Origin of the sequence: Salmonella sp. SJTUF15591, assembly GCF_043356435.1 — a bacterium.
Classification (GTDB): domain Bacteria; phylum Pseudomonadota; class Gammaproteobacteria; order Enterobacterales; family Enterobacteriaceae; genus Salmonella; species Salmonella enterica.
This window is the reverse complement of sequence record NZ_JBEUJO010000005.1, coordinates 376,261-394,991: the sequence shown is the minus strand read 5'-3', so window position 1 is coordinate 394,991 and position 18,731 is coordinate 376,261. Positions and strand designations below refer to the sequence as shown.

General features: G+C 51.6%; 17 protein-coding genes. 6 read left to right on the top strand and 11 right to left on the bottom strand.

Features of this window, described 5'->3' with window-relative positions:
• Position 1: 1 nt before the first annotated feature.
• Complete coding sequence (locus ABVM99_RS14480; protein ID WP_000660244.1) at positions 2–1,192, bottom strand: MFS transporter; 1,191 nt, start codon at positions 1,190–1,192, stop codon at positions 2–4.
• A gap of 161 nt (positions 1,193–1,353) precedes the next feature.
• On the opposite strand from ABVM99_RS14480, the gene ABVM99_RS14475 reads away from it, so the two are divergent.
• Positions 1,354–2,232 (top strand): LysR family transcriptional regulator, encoded by an 879-nt coding sequence (locus ABVM99_RS14475; protein WP_000176719.1) that lies wholly within the window; start codon positions 1,354–1,356, stop codon positions 2,230–2,232.
• A 115-nt stretch (positions 2,233–2,347) separates the two neighbouring features.
• Here ABVM99_RS14475 and glpQ read toward each other — a convergent pair whose 3' ends face one another.
• Together glpQ and glpT are read right to left on the bottom strand one after the other, a co-directional pair.
• Positions 2,348–3,418, bottom strand: coding sequence for a glycerophosphodiester phosphodiesterase (gene glpQ, locus ABVM99_RS14470; RefSeq protein ID WP_023195825.1), 1,071 nt, complete (start codon positions 3,416–3,418; stop codon positions 2,348–2,350).
• Between the two features lie 4 nt (positions 3,419–3,422).
• Positions 3,423–4,781, bottom strand: coding sequence for a glycerol-3-phosphate transporter (gene glpT, locus ABVM99_RS14465; RefSeq protein WP_000948739.1), 1,359 nt, complete (start codon positions 4,779–4,781; stop codon positions 3,423–3,425).
• A gap of 272 nt (positions 4,782–5,053) precedes the next feature.
• On the opposite strand from glpT, the gene glpA reads away from it, so the two are divergent.
• The 4 genes from glpA (at position 5,054) to sseL (ending at position 10,566) form a co-directional block, all read left to right on the top strand.
• Complete coding sequence (gene glpA, locus ABVM99_RS14460; RefSeq protein ID WP_023195766.1) at positions 5,054–6,682, top strand: anaerobic glycerol-3-phosphate dehydrogenase subunit A; 1,629 nt, start codon at positions 5,054–5,056, stop codon at positions 6,680–6,682.
• Positions 6,672–7,931 (top strand): glycerol-3-phosphate dehydrogenase subunit GlpB, encoded by a 1,260-nt coding sequence (glpB, locus tag ABVM99_RS14455; RefSeq protein WP_023195765.1) that lies wholly within the window; start codon positions 6,672–6,674, stop codon positions 7,929–7,931. Before glpA ends, glpB begins: the two co-directional genes overlap by 11 nt.
• Positions 7,928–9,118: an anaerobic glycerol-3-phosphate dehydrogenase subunit GlpC gene (glpC, locus tag ABVM99_RS14450; RefSeq protein WP_001285736.1), complete on the top strand. Its 1,191-nt coding sequence runs from the start codon at positions 7,928–7,930 to the stop codon at positions 9,116–9,118. Before glpB ends, glpC begins: the two co-directional genes overlap by 4 nt.
• 425 nt (positions 9,119–9,543) lie before the next feature.
• A complete protein-coding gene (gene sseL, locus ABVM99_RS14445; protein WP_023195764.1) occupies positions 9,544–10,566 on the top strand; it encodes an SPI-2 type III secretion system effector deubiquitinase SseL in 1,023 nt (340 codons plus the stop codon).
• Between the two features lie 233 nt (positions 10,567–10,799).
• On the opposite strand, the gene ABVM99_RS14440 is transcribed toward sseL, so the two are convergent.
• The 7 genes from ABVM99_RS14440 to ABVM99_RS14410 form a co-directional block, all read right to left on the bottom strand.
• Positions 10,800–10,976 (bottom strand): hypothetical protein, encoded by a 177-nt coding sequence (locus tag ABVM99_RS14440; protein ID WP_001112765.1) that lies wholly within the window; start codon positions 10,974–10,976, stop codon positions 10,800–10,802.
• A gap of 5 nt (positions 10,977–10,981) precedes the next feature.
• A complete protein-coding gene (gene yfaU, locus ABVM99_RS14435) occupies positions 10,982–11,785 on the bottom strand; it encodes a 2-keto-3-deoxy-L-rhamnonate aldolase (protein WP_000992941.1) in 804 nt (267 codons plus the stop codon).
• Positions 11,786–11,810: 25 nt separating this feature from the next.
• Positions 11,811–13,100, bottom strand: a complete 1,290-nt coding sequence (locus ABVM99_RS14430) for an MFS transporter (RefSeq protein ID WP_000028931.1) — start codon at positions 13,098–13,100, stop codon at positions 11,811–11,813.
• A gap of 55 nt (positions 13,101–13,155) precedes the next feature.
• Positions 13,156–14,361, bottom strand: coding sequence for an L-rhamnonate dehydratase (gene rhmD / locus ABVM99_RS14425; RefSeq protein ID WP_052938214.1), 1,206 nt, complete (start codon positions 14,359–14,361; stop codon positions 13,156–13,158).
• Between the two features lie 13 nt (positions 14,362–14,374).
• On the bottom strand, positions 14,375–15,157 hold the full coding sequence (locus ABVM99_RS14420) for an IclR family transcriptional regulator (RefSeq protein WP_023195762.1): 783 nt from the start codon (positions 15,155–15,157) through the stop codon (positions 14,375–14,377).
• 249 nt (positions 15,158–15,406) lie between these two features.
• Positions 15,407–16,603 (bottom strand): nicotinamide mononucleotide deamidase-related protein YfaY, encoded by a 1,197-nt coding sequence (locus ABVM99_RS14415; RefSeq protein WP_000935683.1) that lies wholly within the window; start codon positions 16,601–16,603, stop codon positions 15,407–15,409.
• 114 nt (positions 16,604–16,717) lie between these two features.
• A complete protein-coding gene (locus ABVM99_RS14410; protein WP_001670658.1) occupies positions 16,718–17,260 on the bottom strand; it encodes a YfaZ family protein in 543 nt (180 codons plus the stop codon).
• A 278-nt stretch (positions 17,261–17,538) separates the two neighbouring features.
• Here ABVM99_RS14410 and nudI point away from each other — a divergent pair, with 278 nt between their 5' ends.
• Complete coding sequence (nudI, locus tag ABVM99_RS14405) at positions 17,539–17,964, top strand: nucleoside triphosphatase NudI (RefSeq protein ID WP_001249902.1); 426 nt, start codon at positions 17,539–17,541, stop codon at positions 17,962–17,964.
• Between the two features lie 44 nt (positions 17,965–18,008).
• Here nudI and pmrG read toward each other — a convergent pair whose 3' ends face one another.
• Positions 18,009–18,614 carry a lipopolysaccharide core heptose(II)-phosphate phosphatase PmrG gene (gene pmrG / locus ABVM99_RS14400; protein WP_000879258.1) on the bottom strand — a complete coding sequence of 202 codons (606 nt, stop codon included), beginning with the start codon at positions 18,612–18,614 and terminating at the stop codon, positions 18,009–18,011.
• Positions 18,615–18,731 lie beyond the last annotated feature (117 nt).

The window sequence follows — 18,731 nt, the reverse complement described above, 5'->3', positions numbered from 1 at the left end:
CTCAGTGCAACTCGCTGGTGGAAACCAAAGGCATCACGCCACGTTTTTTCATCTGCACGGCATACAGTGCGCCAGCGAGTACCACCAGCACCGCGCCAGCGACATAAATCATACGATAGCCAACTGACTCAACCATCATTCCCATGATAAAGGCGCCAATCGCCATTCCGGCGTCCATCGCGTTAAAGAACAGTGAATTCGCCACACCGATTTTATGCGGTTCAACCGAGCTGATAATTTGCGTCTGGAAGACCGGCGTGACCGAACCGTAGCCGATACCGATGAGACCGCCGGAAATAATCATCATGATGCTGCCATTGGTGTAGCCCAGCGCCACCAGACCGATGGTAAAAGCCAACAGACATGGATAAACAACATATTTCGGCCCTTTTTTATCACAAATATTCCCGGTGAAGGTACGGCATATCATCAGTAAAATCGCGTAGCACAGCAGGAAATTACTGGCCGCCGCCATTAAATCCAGCTCACGCGCATACAGCGCCAGGAAAGCCGACACGCCGGCATAGGAGAAAGTCATAAAAAAGGTGACCAGCGCAAAAGGCAAGGCGGCGCGGTCAAACATCGCGGAAAAACCCAGATTCGGTTTCGAACCATCGGCATGACGAATTACCGGAGGAACCGTCACAATCAGGGAAAGCACAATCCCTAACGCCGCTACAGCGGAACAAAGCCAGAATGCGGCAGTGAACGCGTCCCAGCGGGCCATATTCAAACCGATCCACGGTCCTACGACCATCGCCAGGCCCATCGCTAAAGAGAAAAAGCTGATGCCCTCTCCACGTCGGGAGGCCGGAATTAACCGCGCTGAAATAGTTCCTTTTACCGTGGTAATAACACCAAACGTAATCCCATGAAGTACGCGGATAAAGAGCAGCGACTCGATAGAATGGCAAACCGGATACAGCGCAGTAATCACCAAAAAAGCCAGAGAAGAGAGCACCAGAATCTTTTTATTCGAATATTTTCCCACCCACTGTCCGGCAAATGGCCGAATAACAATTGCCGCGGCCAGGAAACATGTCACTAACAGCCCGGCCTTATCTGCAGAAGCATGCAGGCGGTCAGCGATATAAATGGGTAATAAAGTTAGCAGTACATAAAAAACAAAAAAGATAATAAAACTGACTATGGTGATTGCCCAAAAATCCTTCGTCCATAATTTTTCTTTCATTCTTAACGACCCGCTCAGATGGCGCACGCAGGCAACGCTCAGCTCAACTGAACACCTATCAGGTGCGTCAAAATGTGATGTATTCGATAGAATCGCAGTATAAACAAGTGCACTCTATTAGAAAAATTAATCGTTTTAATTATATTGATTAGGTTTTACTAATGACGCTAACCCAAATCCACGCCCTGCTTGCCGTACTGGAGTACGGCGGATTTACCGAAGCCAGCAAACGGCTATACATGACGCAATCCGCCGTCAGCCAGGCCATCTCCGCGCTTGAGGAGGAGCTCGGCGTTGACATATTGATTCGTGAGCGTCGTAAAGAGATTGAGCTTACCGCCGCCGGTAGCCGCATCGTCAGGCACTTACGCGCGATCCAGCGCGACGTCAACGCGGTAAAAGAGATTGCCGAACAAGAAAAAAAGAACCCGGCCCGTACGCTACGGATTGGCTGTTTTCCCAGCGCCTGCGCCTGCATTTTACCCGGCGTCATTCGCTATTTTGAAAGCCATCATCCAAATGTAAAAATTATCCCTTATGAAGAGAACAGTACGGCTATTATTGATTCGCTGCAGGACGGAAGTATTGATGCCGGTTTCGTTCCTTTTCCGGTCAACGGTATGTATTGCGTCCCCATTTACCGGGATAAATTCACCGTAGTGGTGCCTGAAAATCATCCCCTGGCGGCCAATAGTACAGTCACGGTCGAAGAACTGATGGACGAACCACTTATTGTCAGTAAAGGTCGTTATGAATTAAGCATTATGGCGTTGTTTAAAGAAAAGGGTATTGAGCCGATATTTAAATATGAATTTAACCATCCCGATACTGCGCTGAATTTTATTCGCCAGGGATTAGGTATCGCCTTATTGCCAGAATTAACCTTAAAAGCCACGACAGGAAAATTATGCTCCGTGGCGCTGGAACCCACCTTTTATCGACAAATTTCCCTGTTAGCAAAAGAACCGCCGGTAGAAGGAAGTCCGCTATTTTTATTACAAAAATGTATGGAAACACTGACCGATGAGGGGTTGCTATAAAACAACCCCGCCTGATGGCATTGCGTTTACCAGACTTACGCTGGCAAACGTTGCGCCAGGCCGGATGAGGCGTTTATGCCCTCATCCGGCGCGTCACTTCGACTATGGCAAACCTTTAGTCATTTTTTTGCAGGAATATGACCGCTTTATCCGGGAAGTCAGTGAACAGCCCGTCGACGCCCGCCTTGTTATACAGGATGTCGTACAACTGATTGACGTCTGTGGCATAGTCCGGCAATTGATCGGCACGCACAGTGTAAGGATGCACTACCATCTTATTCTGATGCGCGTCTTGCACCATTCCAGTCAGCTTGATATTCCCTTTCGTTGAGCCTTCCGCGACCAGCATATGGTAATCCGGACCAATACCGTCCGCATATTCCGCCACCTGCTTCATAGCGCCCGGCTTAAACATCCAGTCGTAGTTGTAATTTACCCAACGACCGTCCGGCTGTTTCTGCTGTGTTTCATTCCAGTCGGTATACGCAATAAGTTGAACCAGATTGAGATCCATCCCCATTTTGGGTTCCAGTTCATTCTTAATACGTTTCAGCTCAGCGACATCAAAACACTGCAAATAGACATTGTCCTGCTTGCCGGTGTAACCATACTTCTTCAGCACTTCCAGCGTTTTCGCGGCAATATCTTTCCCTTCCTGATGATGGAACCACGGCGCTTTAATTTCCGGATAAATACCGATATTTTTACCGGTAGAGTGATTTAATCCCTGAACGAATTCAATTTCCTCTTCAAAGGTATGAATGCGGAAATCAGATTTTCCCATCGGGAAACGGCCCGGATAAGTTTGTACTTTTTTGCCGTTTTCAATATCAAACCCTTCGGTAAACTTCAGGGATTTAATTTCATCCAGCGTAAAATCGATAGCGTAATAGCGCCCATCTTTACGCGCCCGGTCCGGAAAACGGTCAGCGACGTCAGTCACCCGGTCAAGGTAGTGGTCATGGAGGACGACCAGATGGTCGTCCTTTGTCATCACTAAATCCTGTTCCAGATAATCTGCCCCTTGCGCATACGCCATCGCTTTCGCCGGTAGCGTATGCTCCGGTAGATAACCGCTGGCGCCACGGTGGGCGATAACGACTTTTTCAGCCGCCACGGCGCCGCTTCCGATAGTCATTCCTGCCAACATTAACGCCACGCTAAGGTTTTTCAGTGTGGTTTTCATGTTATTAGCCTCCGTTGCGTTTTAACTGCAGCTCATCATGATGGCGTTTTTCACCAATCATCACGACTACCAGCAGGATTACCGCCAGAATGCTGCCGCCAATCATCACCATAAAGCCGCCATCCCAACCGAAGAAGTCAACGGTATAACCCACAATGGCGCTTGCAGCGACAGAACCGCCCAGGTAACCAAACAGACCGGTAAAGCCCGCCGCCGTACCCGCCGCTTTTTTCGGCGCCAGTTCCAGCGCGTGCAGACCGATCAACATTACCGGGCCGTAGATCAGGAAGCCGATGATAATCATACAAGCCATATCAACGTTCGGGTTTCCTGCCGGGTTCATCCAGTAAACGATGGTCGCGATAGTCACCAGGGTCATAAAAAACACGCCGGTCGCACCGCGGTTGCCGCGGAAGACTTTATCCGACATCCAGCCACACAGCAGCGTGCCCGGAATACCCGCGTATTCATACAGGAAGTAGGCCCAGGAGGATTTATCCAGTGCGAAATGCTTCACTTCTTTCAGGTAGGTCGGCGACCAGTCGAGGATACCGTAGCGCAGCAGGTAGACGAACACGTTGGCGATAGCGATATACCACAGTAATTTGTTCGGCAGTACGTACTGCATGAAGATCTGCTTCGCAGTCAGCTCTTCTTCCGCTTTTTCGTTGTAGTCGTCCGGATAGTCGTTTTTATACTCTTCGATAGGCGGCAGACCGCAGGATTGCGGCGTATCGCGCATCATTGCGAAAGCGAACAGCGCCACCACAATCGCGCCAAAGGCTGGCATATAGAGCGCCGCTTTCCAGTCGTTAAACCACGCCATCCCCAGCAGGAACAGCAGTGGCGGGATCCCGCCGCCGACGTTATGCGCACAGTTCCAGACCGACACAATGCCGCCGCGCTCTTTCTGCGACCACCAGTGAACCATCGTACGTCCGCACGGCGGCCACCCCATCCCCTGGAACCAGCCGCAAAGGAACAACAGTACAAACATCACGGCGATGCTGGATGTCGCCCACGGTACAAAGCCCATAAACAACATGACTGCTGCGGCCAGAATCAACCCTGCCGGCAGAAAAACGCGCGGATTCGAGCGATCGGACACCGAACCCATTATAAATTTCGAAAAACCATAAGCGATGGAAATCCCGGACAGCGCAAAGCCCAGATCGCCGCGTGAAAAACCCTGTTCTACCAGGTAGGGCATCGCGAGGGCAAAGTTCTTGCGCACCAGATAATACGCGGCATAGCCAAAGAATATCCCCAGGAAAATCTGCCAGCGTAATCGGCGATAGGTCGGATCAATCTCCGCCGCTGGCAAGCGCGCTTTATGCGGCGCTGGTTTAAAAATACTCAACATATTGTAGCCTCCGTGGCCCGTATTTTATTTAGAGGTAAACACCGCAGTTCGTTCAAACAACCCCGCTGCTCCCAGTGTGGCCGGGATGTTAAGTAAAGATACGTCACGTTAATGTGAATTACAGCACATATTGTTACAGATTTATGACTAATGTTCAGAAAGGCGCACGAAATCACGTTTCATTTTCGAATAGTGAGCGATTATGCGCGAAATCAAACATTCCATATGATTTGTATGGCTAAATGATAAAAAACGAACTGTGAGGAAAAACAATGAAAACTCGCGACTCGCAAGCAAGTGACGTGATTATCATTGGCGGGGGAGCAACAGGCGCAGGGATCGCCCGCGACTGCGCGCTGCGCGGTTTACGTGTCGTTCTGGTGGAGCGGCATGATATAGCGACCGGCGCGACCGGGCGTAACCACGGGCTGCTGCACAGCGGAGCTCGTTATGCGGTTACCGACGCGGAATCCGCGCGCGAGTGCATTAGTGAAAACCAGATTTTAAAACGGATCGCCCGCCATTGCGTCGAACCGACGGATGGTCTGTTTATTACGTTGCCGGAAGATGATCTTGCGTTTCAGGCCACCTTTATTCGCGCCTGTGAAGCGGCAGGCATTCGCGCTGAAGCCATCGATCCGCAGCAGGCTCGCATCATCGAACCTTCCGTTAACCCTGCGCTCATCGGTGCGGTAAAAGTGCCGGATGGCACCGTGGACCCTTTCCGCCTTACCGCCGCCAATATGCTGGATGCCAGAGAACATGGCGCAATCGTGTTAACGGCGCATGAAGTGACCGGGCTCATTCGTGAAGGCGCAACGGTCTGCGGCGTCCATGTGCGCAACCATCTCACTGGCGAAACCCAGACGCTTCACGCGCCGGTGGTGGTCAATGCGGCAGGTATCTGGGGGCAACGGATCGCCGAATACGCCGACCTGAGTATTCGCATGTTCCCGGCGAAAGGCTCGCTGTTGATCATGGACCATCGGATCAACCAGCATGTCATTAACCGCTGCCGGAAACCATCGGATGCCGACATTCTGGTACCTGGCGATACGATTTCACTGATCGGCACCACCTCTACCCATATTGATTACAATGAGATAGACAGCAACCGCGTCACCGCAGATGAAGTCGATATCCTGCTGCGTGAAGGGGAAAAACTGGCCCCTGTCATGGCGAAGACGCGTATTCTGCGCGCGTATTCCGGCGTCCGCCCGCTGGTGGCCAGCGATGACGATCCCAGCGGTCGTAACGTCAGCCGCGGTATTGTGTTGTTCGACCACGCCGAACGCGACGGGCTTGATGGCTTCATTACCATTACCGGCGGGAAGCTAATGACTTACCGCCTGATGGCGGAATGGGCGACCGACGCCGTGTGCCGCAAGTTGGGCAATACTCGCCCCTGCATCACGGCGGATACGCCGTTGCCTGGCTCAAAAGAGTCTACGGAACATACGCTGAAACGCATTATCTCGCTTCCCGCGCCGCTACGCGGATCGGCGGTTTATCGGCATGGCGATCGCACGCCGGGGTGGCTGAGCGAAGGCCGCCAACACCGTAGCCTGGTCTGTGAATGCGAGGCCGTCACGGCGGGGGAAGTGCAGTATGCCGTCGAAAACTTAACCGTGAATAGCCTGCTGGATCTGCGCCGTCGCACCCGCGTAGGGATGGGCACTTGCCAGGGCGAGCTATGCGCCTGCCGCGCGGCCGGGCTATTGCAGCGTTTTAATGTGACGACCGCGGCGCAATCTATTACGCAACTCTCTGAATTTCTGAATGAGCGCTGGAAAGGCGTACAACCTGTCGCCTGGGGAGACGCGCTGCGCGAAAGCGAATTCACGCGCTGGGTTTATCAGGGATTATGCGGTCTGGAGAAGGAGCACCAGGATGAAATTTGATACGGTTATTATGGGCGGCGGTCTCGCCGGTTTGCTGTGCGGACTGCAACTCCAGCAGCATGGATTACGCTGCGCCATCGTCACCCGCGGACAAAGCGCGCTGCATTTTTCCTCCGGCTCGCTGGATCTGCTCAGCACCCTGCCCGACGGCCAACCGGTGACCGACATTACCGCCGGGCTTGATGCGCTGCGCCGCCAGGCGCCTGAACATCCTTATTCGCGTTTAGGCGCGCAAAAAGTCCTTACGCTGGCGCAACAGGCGCAAACGCTACTTAACGCCAGCGGCGCGCAGTTATACGGCGACGTACAGCAGGCGCACCAGCGTGTCACGCCGCTTGGCACATTGCGTTCAACCTGGCTTAGCTCGCCGGAAGTACCGGTCTGGCCGTTATCCGCACAGCGAATTTGCGTCGTCGGCGTTAGCGGATTACTGGATTTCCAGGCGCACCTTGCGGCAGCGTCGCTGCGCCAACGCGACCTCAACGTGGAAACCGCAGAAATCGACCTTCCGGAACTGGACGTACTGCGTGATAACCCGACGGAATTTCGCGCGGTCAATATTGCGCGTCTGCTTGATAACGAAGAAAAATGGCCGCTGCTGTACGACGCGCTGTCGCCAATAGCGACAAACTGCGACATGATCATCATGCCCGCCTGTTTCGGGCTGGCGAACGATACGCTGTGGCGCTGGCTTAACGAACGTCTGCCCTGCGCGCTTACGCTGCTGCCGACGCTGCCGCCATCGGTGCTCGGTATTCGTCTGCACAATCAGCTCCAGCGCCAGTTTGTCCGTCAGGGCGGCATCTGGATGCCGGGCGATGAAGTGAAGAAAGTCACCTGCCGTCGCGGTACCGTGAGCGAAATATGGACCCGCAACCATGCCGATATCCCACTGCGCCCGCATTTTGCCGTACTTGCCAGCGGTAGCTTCTTTAGTAGCGGTCTGGTTGCCGAGCGCGAAGGGATCCGCGAACCTATTTTAGGGCTCGACGTACAGCAAACGGCCACCCGCGCCGAATGGTATCAACAACATTTCTTCGACCCACAGCCCTGGCAGCAGTTTGGCGTCGTGACGGATGACGCTTTCCGCCCCTCCCTTGCGGGCAACACGGTAGAAAATCTGTATGCAATAGGTTCTGTGCTGGCGGGATTCGATCCTATAGCTGAGGGATGCGGCGGCGGCGTCTGCGCAGTCAGCGCCCTCCAGGCCGCGCACCATATCGCTGAGCGTGCAGGAGAACAGCAATGAGCGACACACGTTTTGAAAGTTGTATTAAATGTACGGTGTGCACCACCGCGTGCCCGGTCAGCCGCGTTAATCCTGGCTACCCTGGCCCTAAACAGGCCGGACCGGATGGCGAACGCCTGCGTCTGAAAGACGGCGCACTGTATGATGAGGCGCTGAAATATTGCATTAACTGCAAACGGTGTGAGGTCGCCTGTCCGTCGGACGTGAAGATTGGCGATATCATCCAGCGCGCCCGCGCGAAATACGATACGACGCGCCCGTCATTGCGTAACTTTATTCTCAGCCATACCGATCTGATGGGCAGCGTTTCAACGCCGTTCGCGCCGGTGGTCAATACCGCCACCGCATTAAAGCCAGTGCGCCAGTTGCTTGATTACGCGCTCAAAATCGATCATCGCCGCACCTTACCAAAATACTCTTTCGGCACCTTCCGCCGCTGGTATCGTAGCGTGGCGCAGCAGCAGGCTAAATACAAAGATCAGGTCGCCTTTTTCCATGGCTGTTTTGTGAATTACAACCATCCGCAGCTCGGAAAAGATCTGATTAAGGTGCTGAACGCAATGGGTACCGGCGTACAGCTGCTGAGTAAAGAGAAGTGTTGCGGCGTACCGCTGATCGCTAACGGTTTTACGGATAAAGCTCGCAAACAGGCTATCAGCAATGTGGAGTCGCTACGCGAGGCGATTGCCGTCAAAGGTATTCCGGTCATCGCCACGTCATCCACCTGTACGTTTGCGTTGCGCGATGAATATCCTGAAGTGCTGGACGTGGACAACGCCGGCCTGCGCGAACATATCGAGCTGGCCACCCGCTGGCTATGGCGCAAACTGGATGCCGGGAAAACGCTGCCGCTTAATCCTTTGCCGCTGAAAGTGGTCTACCATACGCCGTGTCATATGGAAAAAATGGGCTGGACGCTTTACACGCTTGAATTATTGCGGCAAATTCCGGGGCTTGAATTGACGGTACTTGATTCACAGTGCTGCGGCATTGCCGGTACGTATGGATTTAAAAAGGAAAACTATCCGACATCACAGTCCATCGGCGCGCCGCTGTTCCGCCAGATTGAAGAGAGCGGCGCCGACATTGTCGTCACCGATTGTGAAACCTGTAAGTGGCAAATTGAGATGTCTACAAGCAAACGCTGCGAACACCCCATTACGCTACTGGCCCAGGCGCTCGGCTAAGTAAAAAGCGCCGGAGCCCCTCCGGCGCTATTACCCTACTCACCAGGGCCGATTTTCCATCAGATATATATCCTTCATACTTCAAGTTGCTTATGTGTTGGCTACGGATTATTTTGGGTATAAACGCGGATGTCTCTTTGCAATAACCTGCCCTATTTGGTTAACCATGACCGCTAACCCATGGTGGCATGACAGATAACGACGTTACTGTGTATAGAGCAATATCTCTTGTATCGACGCGTTACCAGCCCCCTTTAAAGAGGGGGATAACTGAATATCCCCAATAATAATTGAGTGTTATGTGAATAATAAGAAAATCAGGTCTATGCCTGATTTAATATATCCCCCACTAATAATAATATTTTTACAAATAATTATACATGACATCATATTCGCTACTTTCACCTATCAGGAAACAGAGCAAAATGAATATATGTGTAAATTCACTTTACCGATTGAGCATATCGCAATTTCACAGCCTATATGCAGGAGAGGTGAGCGATGAGACGCTTGCGTTGTTGCTTAGCTCAGTAGAGAACGGTGATCAGAATTGTATTGATCTGTTATGCAATCTTGCGTTACGCAACGATGACCTGGGACATAGAGTTGAGAAATTTCTTTTTGAATTCTTTAGCGGAAAAAGATCGGGCTCACCAGATATAGATAAAAAAATCAATCAGGCTTGCCTTGTATTACATCAAATTGCCAATAACGATATAACAAAAAATAATACTGAGTGGAAAAAGCTACATACCCCTTCCAGATTACTTTATATGGCCGGTTCCGCGACAACCGACCTTTCTAAAAAAATAGAAATAGCACATAAAATTATGGGCAACCAGTTCGCTCAGACAGATAAAGAACAGGTTGGAGTTGAAAATCTTTGGTGTGGTGTGCGAATGATGTCGTCAGATGAGCTGGCAGCTGCAACGCAAGGTCTGGTTCAAGAATCACCTTTTCTCTCGGTAAACTATCCCATTGGGCTTATTCATCCTACCACCAAAGAAAATATATTAAGCACTCAGCTACTTGAAAAGATTGCTCAATCAGGATTATGTGAAAATGAAATCTTTCTGATAAATACAGGAGATCACTGGCTTCTCTGTTTATTTTATAAACTTGCAGAAAAAATAAAATGTCTCATATTTAACAGTTATCATGATTTAAATGAAAATACTAAGCAAGAGATTATAGAAGCAGCAAAGATTGCAGGTATATCAGAAAGCGATGAGGTTAATTTTATCGAAATTAATTTACAGAATAATGTACCCAACGGCTGTGGTCTATTTTGTTACCATGCAATTCAACTCTTATCGAATGCCGGACAAAACGATCCTGTTACCACATTACGAGAATTTGCGGAAAATTTCTTAACGCTTCCAGTAGAGGAACAAACACTATTTAACACCCAAACCCGGCGACAAATATATGAATACAGTCTCCAGTAATGGTGAGTACTTAGAGCCTATCCCATTAGGCTATTTTATTCGCCATTTTGGGACCGGGCAGTGCTCAAAATCCTCACGTACTACGTGTACGCTCCGGTTTCTGCGCGCTGGCCGGCCCCAAACTGGCTTCAACAATTACGCCTGGTGGGATAGGCTCTTATCCTGAAATGATGCTCTGCGAAGAATTTATAAGTATATAAGGGTGGGAAGGCCAGGCCTTCCCACTAAAAGTTCTATGCCGTCAATGATTCAACCACGTCTATCCAGCCATGCTCGCTGATAATGTCCTCGCCATTAAGCCAGCGGCGCAGCATATTTAGCGCCATCATCGCACAGACCTCCTGACGTATTGCCAGACTATACCGATTGGCGCTAAAACGCACGCGTAAGGCATACGTGCCATCCGGCATTTTTCTCAATAACTACGTTTTGCCGTGCTTACTGACTGAACAGATTTAAACATCGCCAACCTGCTGTCCAGCGCCTCGGTGTAGAGCATCGTATCTACCCCGACCGCGACAAAATTCGCGCCCCACGCCAGACATTTCTGCGCCATTGCCGGATCGACCGCCAAAAAACCCGCCGCTTTTCCGGCGGCGCGAATACGATAAATACACGCTTCAATGATCCGCTGCACTTCCGGGTGTCCGGCATTATCGGGGTAACCCAATGAAGCAGAGAGATCTGCCGGACCGATAAAGACGCCATCAATGCCTTCAACCTCCAGAATCGCGTCAAGGTTTTCCAGCGCCACTTTGCTTTCAACCTGCACCAACAGGCAGAGCGACTCATTGGCCTGTGCCATATAGTTGTCGATTCTCCCCCAGCGCGCCGCACGCGCCACGCTCGCGCCAACGCCTCGTTGCCCCAACGGCGGGTATCGGGTAGCGGAAACGACCTGGCGCGCCTGTTCTGCGGTGTCAACCATCGGGATCAGTAGCGTTTGCGCCCCGATGTCCAGTACCTGTTTAATGAGCGCTTTACTTCCCTCGATCGGGCGAATCACCGGCTGGCTGGCATATGGGGCGATGGCCTGTAACTGATGATACAAGTCCTGCACCGTATTAGGCGCGTGCTCGCCATCTATTAACAACCAGTCATAACCCGACGTCGCCGCAATCTCCGCCATATAAGAGGTGGTTGAACTGAGCCACAAACCAATTTGCGTATCCCCTTTACGTAATCCTTCTTTAAAAGGATTTGATAACAATGCGTTCATAGCGATCCTTACAACGTAGATAAGATTAATGATGCGCAGCGCCGGATTGCGCCACCGGACGATTAACGCTCAGCGTGAAGATAATTAATGAGCCAATGATGGCGACTCCGGCCAGCGTCAGCAGGCCCGCCGCATCGCTGGCAAACAACGTTTCCGCTTTTACGCGCAGAATTGGGGCAATAAAACCGCCCACAGCGCCAAACAGATTAACGAAACCAATTCCTGCCGCCAGAGCCGTACCGGAAAGTAGCTGCGTCGGCATAGTCCAGAATACGGGCTGAACGGCAATAAATCCTACTGCTGCAACACAGAGCGCCAGAATAGCGAGCACCGGAGAAACCAGACCTGACAGGCCAATGCCAATGCCCGCAGCCAGTAGCGTCACTGCCGCAACGTTACGGCGATCGCCGGTACGGTCGGAGTAGCGAGGAATAAGCCATGTGCCAAGCAAAGCCGCCACCCAGGGAACCGCTGTTACCACCGAAGCGGTAAAGCCCACTTTAGTGCCCAATAGCGCGGCAACCTGGGTCGGCAGGAAAAAGATGAGTCCGTATACCGCCACCTGAATCGTCAGATAAATAATAGCCAGTTGCCAGACGCGTCCATTACGCAGCGCATCCGCAAGCCTTGACGTGACCTTTTTCTCTTCTTCGCTCGCCAGTTGCCTGATAAGCGCGTTCTTTTCTTCCAGGCTAAGAAAACGCGCCTGCTGCGGAGTGTCATCAAGCCAGAAAAAGGTGAATATCCCTGCGCCAATCGCCAGTAGGCCTTCGATAACGAACATCCAGAACCATCCCGGGTGCCCCATAAAACCATGCATCTCCAGCAGAGCGCCGGAGAGCGGCGAACCCAACGTTAACGCCAGCGGCGCGCCCATATAAAATAGCCCCATAATGCTGGCACGGTTACGCTGCGGGAACCATTGTGAAGTGAGATAGATCATGCCGGGGAAAAATCCAGCCTCCGCCGCGCCCAATAGCGTGCGGATTATCAGAAATTTTGCTTCACTATCCGCCCAGGCCATCGCAGCAGAGAGAAAGCCCCACAGCAGGGTAGTCGTGCCGATCCAGGTTCTTGCGCCAAATTTGCGCATCAGCAGATTAGCCGGTACGCCAAGGAAAGCGTAAACCACAAAGAAAATACCGGCCCCTAGCGCGTAGGCTTCATTACTTAGCCCGGTATCTATCTGATAGGTCTCTTTGGCAAAACCAATATTTGAACGATCCAGAAACGCCAGTACATACAGCGCCAACATAAAAGGAATTAAACGTGCGCGGTTTTTCTTCACTACGCCGTCAAGTAAAGTGATGCTCATAGCAATATCCTCAACAGGATGAGGGCGTTGCCGTACAAAGGCAACGCACGAGTTATTAGTGGCTATAAGGGCGTTTCAAGTGACAGTCACGGTTAAGCTCGACGCCGAAGCCCGGCTTATCCAGCACTGATTTATGGATGCGTCCATTCATCGGCACCGGCTCATCCAGGAGAATCGGGTCAAATTGCGGACGCAGGGTGGAGCAGTCCGGGCTGGTCATCAGGAACTCGCTGAAAGGGGTATTAGTGAAAGTAATAACTGCATGGTGCGAATAGACAGACGAACCGTGCGGCACCACCAGTTGCCCGCGCGATTTGGCAAGCGCGGCGATCTCAACCAGCGTGGTTAATCCGCCGCACCAACCAACATCCGGCTGCATAATATCAATGCCGGTTTCTGCCAGAGTGCGGAAGGATTGCAGCGTACCATGGTGTTCGCCGCTGGTAACCATCATCCCTGCAGGCGCGTTGCGTTTTAATTCGCGATAGCCTTCATACTGCTGCGGCGGCAGACACTCTTCAATCCATTTGAGATTAAATGGCGCACAGGCGTGAGCCAGTTTAGTCGCATAGTTCACATCCTGACTCATCCAGCAGTCGAGCATCAGCCAGAAATCCGGCCCGCACTTTTCACGCATATCCGCCACCATCGCGGCATCTTTACGGATCCCCGCATCACCATCGTGCGGTCCCCAGTGAGTCGGCATTTTACCGCCGATAAAGCCCATTTCTTTAGCCAGATCCGGGCGTGCGCCGGTGGCGTAAAACTGAATTTCATCGCGTACCGCTCCGCCCAGCAATTTATAAACCGGCAGCCCAACCACCTTGCCAAACAGATCCCACAGCGCCAGATCCACACAGGAAATCGTGTTCATCACCAGACCGCCGGAACCGGAGTAGTACATGGTCGCGCCGAGCATCTGATCGTGAATAAGTTTGATATCGCTTACGCATTTGCCTTCAATAAACCGGTTAAGATGTTTTTCTACGATAAAACAGCCCATCTCCCCTGCTGTCGAAACGGCGAACCCCGTCTGTCCATTTTCCGCCTCTACTTCGACGATCAGCGTCCCTAACACGTTGATCCCAAAAGACTGACGAGACTGCTCATAGTCGCGATATTTGCTCATGGGAGTGGCGATATGGTCATCAATCCAGTGATTTCCTCCCTGGTCGTGATAATCCCCGCCGCCAGCCCCTTTCTCTGCGGTAGCGCCCCCAATAAACCAGGCTCGAACGTGTTTAATTTTAGGAAGAGTCATAATATTCTCCATTTTAAGATGCGAGTGAGTCGAAGGGACTTTTCCATCCCAACAGGCGTGAAATATCTTTGGCACAGGCAATAGCTTTACCGGCCAAATAATCAAGATTCTCTTCGTTGATTTGCAGGCGTGTGCCGACCACTGAAATTGCCGCGGTCAGTTCGTTTCTGGCATTAAATACCGGTGCGGCAACGCAGCGGACATCCGGATAATCCTCCCCGTTATCAAAGCTCCATCCACGCTGGCGAATGCGTTCCAGCTCATCATTCAATTGTTGCGGCTCGGTGATGGTGGTCAGCGTGGCTCGCTCCCATACCATTTTTTCAATAATGGCTTTGCGTACGGCGGCCGGCTGCCATGCCAGCAGGCATTTGCCGATGCCGGAACGATAAAGAGAGAGGCTTTTCCCCTCATGCGAGCGCACGCTGATAGTGGATGAAGATTCCACTTTCAGTATGTAATACGCATTTTCGTGGTCGATGATCCCCAAGTGACACAGCAGCCCGGTTTCATCCATCAGTTGTGTTAGACGAGGACGCGCCAGCTCCCGCAGATCCATCTTGCTGAGCGCATGACCCGACAATTCAACGAGCTTAGTCCACAGGCAGTAGTTCTCCTGATGATCGAGGCTAATAAATCGCTGACATTTTAATTCATTCAACAGCAGGTACGCGGTGCTTTTTGGAATACGCAACGTTTCAATAATGATTGCCGCGCTGCATGGGCCAATACGCGCGATCAAATTGAGGATGTCGATTGCGCGAGTAAGAGCCGGGACTTTACTTGATTCCAACATATTGGACTCCAGTCTGAGACACTGGAATCAGTGTGAAAGGTCAGCAGGGAAAAAATTGTGAAGCGCGTCAAAGCTTATCCGCCTTCCAACGGAGTGGAAGGGTTAACCATATAAATGTGAATTAACGCACGTATTACTTTGTATTCAGTACAATTGGCTGGACAAAAAAGCAGATAATATTGCCGGATAATGGCATAGCGGCCTTATCCGGCTCACGATGTCGTTCCCATCGCAGATAAGAGAAAGGGATTATGATGTCAATGATTCAACCACGTCTATCCAGCCATGCTCGCTGATAATGTCCTCGCCATTAAGCCAGCGGCGCAGCATATTTAGCGCCATCATCGCGCAGACCTCCTGACGTATTGCCAGACTATACCGATTGGCGCTAAAACGCACGCGTAAGGCATACGTGCCATCCGGCGTCGCCAGCGCGAAATTAAGATGTTCGTTTTCCAGCCCCGACACGGCCAGCGCCAGACCGGCATAATGATTGCTGCGCCGTTCTGTCGTCCAGTGTGCCGTTTGCGCCAGCGTCTCTTCCTGAGAAGGAACGACTTCGCTGGCAAGAACAGGCGCCCCGGCTCGGGAAAGCTGTAGCGCCAGTAAACCGCTGGTGTATTGCTCGCTCAACGTCAGACTCAACTGCCTTTCCTGCAGGCGGCGGGCTATTTGCGCCGGCAGGTTTTCCGTACCTTCAAAAATCAGGTTCTGCCCGGCAACCCGTTTGACCTCTGGCCATAACGCCAGCATCGCCTCCCGTTGCGTCGCCGGGCCGGTCAACTTCAGTTCAATGATCGGCATTGATGAGCGATACCCCATCGTCACGCCGGGCGGCAACGGCAGTGAATCGAGACGCTGCGCGAGGTCGCTTTCTGAACGTCCAAAAGTCGTTAACCGCAGGCAAAGCGGCGGCTCCGGCAGCGAAAAACGCGCGCGTAACCGCGGTAAGATTTCCTTCTCCACCATAACCTTAAATTCCGACGGTACGCCGGGGGTGAAAAACATCAGGCAGCGGTTGAGCTGTAGCGCAAATCCACAGGCAGTGCCGACCGGATTATTAATAAACTCCGCGCTGGCAGGCAGTTCCGCCTGTTTACGGTTGCTCGGCGCCATCACGCGACCGCGCTGCTGAAAGTAGCGTTCCATTTCGGTCAGCCACGCCTGGTGCAGTACTAATCCTTCGCCTTTTGCCGTTGCCGCGGCGAGCGCGCTTAAATCATCGCTGGTCGGCCCTAACCCGCCATTAACAATCAAAACATCAGCATGTTGACTGCGTTCACGCAAGATAGCGACCAGACTGTCCAGATTATCGCCTACCGTATTTCGCCGTGATAACGGAACGCCCTGATGAAAGAAAAAATCAGCCAGCCAGGCGGCATTGGTGTCAACGATTTGTCCGTGCAACACCTCATCCCCGGTGGATAGCATTTCCACATTTAGCATTGTGTTCTCCTGCTCTTATGATGAAAACACTATAACGCAAAGACGAATATGACGTGGAAAGAAGAATGACGGGAACAGGAGGAATATGGCGCGACGATTGCCGCGCCGTTAGCATCAAAAGCTGGCGTTTACGCCAACATAAGGGCCGTCAGCAATCGCATTATCGCGGTTGCCGTCTTTACCCGCCAGGTTCAGGTAACGATAACCGGCTTCAATGCTCAGCGGGCGCATAATGGTGAAACGCGCGCCTGCATTCGCTTCTTCATAACTGTCGATACCGCTGGACAGCGAATCTGGTGAATAATAATACTCGCCGAACAGACGGAAGCTGTTGCCGATTTTCCATTGTAGCCCACCGCCGACAGCCGCCGCATAGCCTTCATCGCTGTCTTTCGGATTGGTATAAATACCTTTACCGCCGACCGTCGCCAGCAGCGGTCCCACCGGAATGTTCAGCCCCAGACCCACGCCCGCAGCGTCGCCATCATCATCGTTGTGCATCCAGTTGCCGCTTAGCGCCAGTCCCGTCGATTCCGTACCAAAACCCACGCCAATGTTGGTGTAATCTTCGCCCGCCTGGCCGCTAATACTGATGGCCTGCGCCGATGCAGAAACAAACAGCATTCCGGCAAAACCTAATAATATGCTTTTTTTCATTTTTACCCTTTCCAGCAAGCACATAAAGAAAAACTCCCCAAAACGGCAGAATTGTACTGCCAGACGCTGAGGAATCAATGCACTAAGAAACCATTCCAAAAACATATTGTAACGAAATACTACTTTCGCCATGACGCATCATTGCGCCATCACATGGCGACGCCTGCATCAACAAAATTAACAAAAAACGCAGTCTGCGTTATCGCTTCCATATTTCACAAAGAATTTCGCAGAATGATTTGTTAAGCTGATGGCCTGGTGGTTTAAGGAAGCGACTTATGCGTCAACGAACTATAGTTTGCCCATTAATTCAAAATGATGGCTGTTATCTGCTGTGCAAAATGGCCGACAACCGCGGCGTCTTTCCCGGTCAGTGGGCGCTGTCGGGCGGCGGGGTCGAGCCAGGCGAACGCATTGAAGAGGCGCTGCGTCGGGAGATTCGGGAGGAACTCGGCGAACAACTGATTCTGAGCGATATTACGCCGTGGACCTTCCGCGACGATATCCGCGTTAAAACCTACGCTGATGGCAGACAAGAAGAGATTTATATGATTTATCTCATCTTCGACTGTGTTTCCGCTAACCGCGATATATGTATTAACGACGAATTTCAGGACTACGCCTGGGTCAAGCCAGAAGAACTGGCGCTGTATGATTTGAATGTAGCGACACGCCACACATTAGCATTGAAAGGGTTATTATAATGACGACAGCCGCTTCAGGCTGTCTTTACGCTTTTAACATGCGGCTAGCCGGGAACAAATTCACCATCTAAAAAGAGTTTTCCGTTTTCCGCATGCATAACGAGCGCATTAAGATAGTCCGGATCAAACTTTACGCCGCGCTTATTTTTTGCAATATACGTCAAACAATGATTATGGGTAAAAATGACTATATTTTTATTCTGCGACTTTTTCAGTAACGTATTGATTGAAGCATAAATACCGCTGCCGCAATCCATCATTTTTTTATCCACCGTAAGCGACCTGCCCGCAGAAAACCAGGTTGCCGACTGGATGGTGCGCACCGTATTACTGGAATAGAGATTGTAATTTTGTATATCGGCACTGAAGGCTTTACCCAGCGCTCTGGCATCTTGCGCACCGTTGACCGTAATCCCCGTGCTGTCTGACAGGCAGGTATTATCGGAACGATCGCACCGCTCGGCATGGCGGAATAACACGACTACCGGATGCTGCTTCGCCAGCGCCGCCAGCGCTTTACCGTTAATCTGCGGTAGACCGTTACCACTCCAGGCATGTTGTGAGGTCAACCCGGCGATAATAACCAACGCCCCCGCCAGAGTCGCGAGATAGCGTTTGTTTTTAATAAAGCGTAGGGTAAATGCCAGCACATTAACCTCTCAGGCAGACAGTGCAGCTAACTTAATAGCAATACGATTAAAATGAAATTCCGCAACGGAAGACCAGGCCAGAAACATAAAAACAGCTTTTGGGCATGCATAAAATGC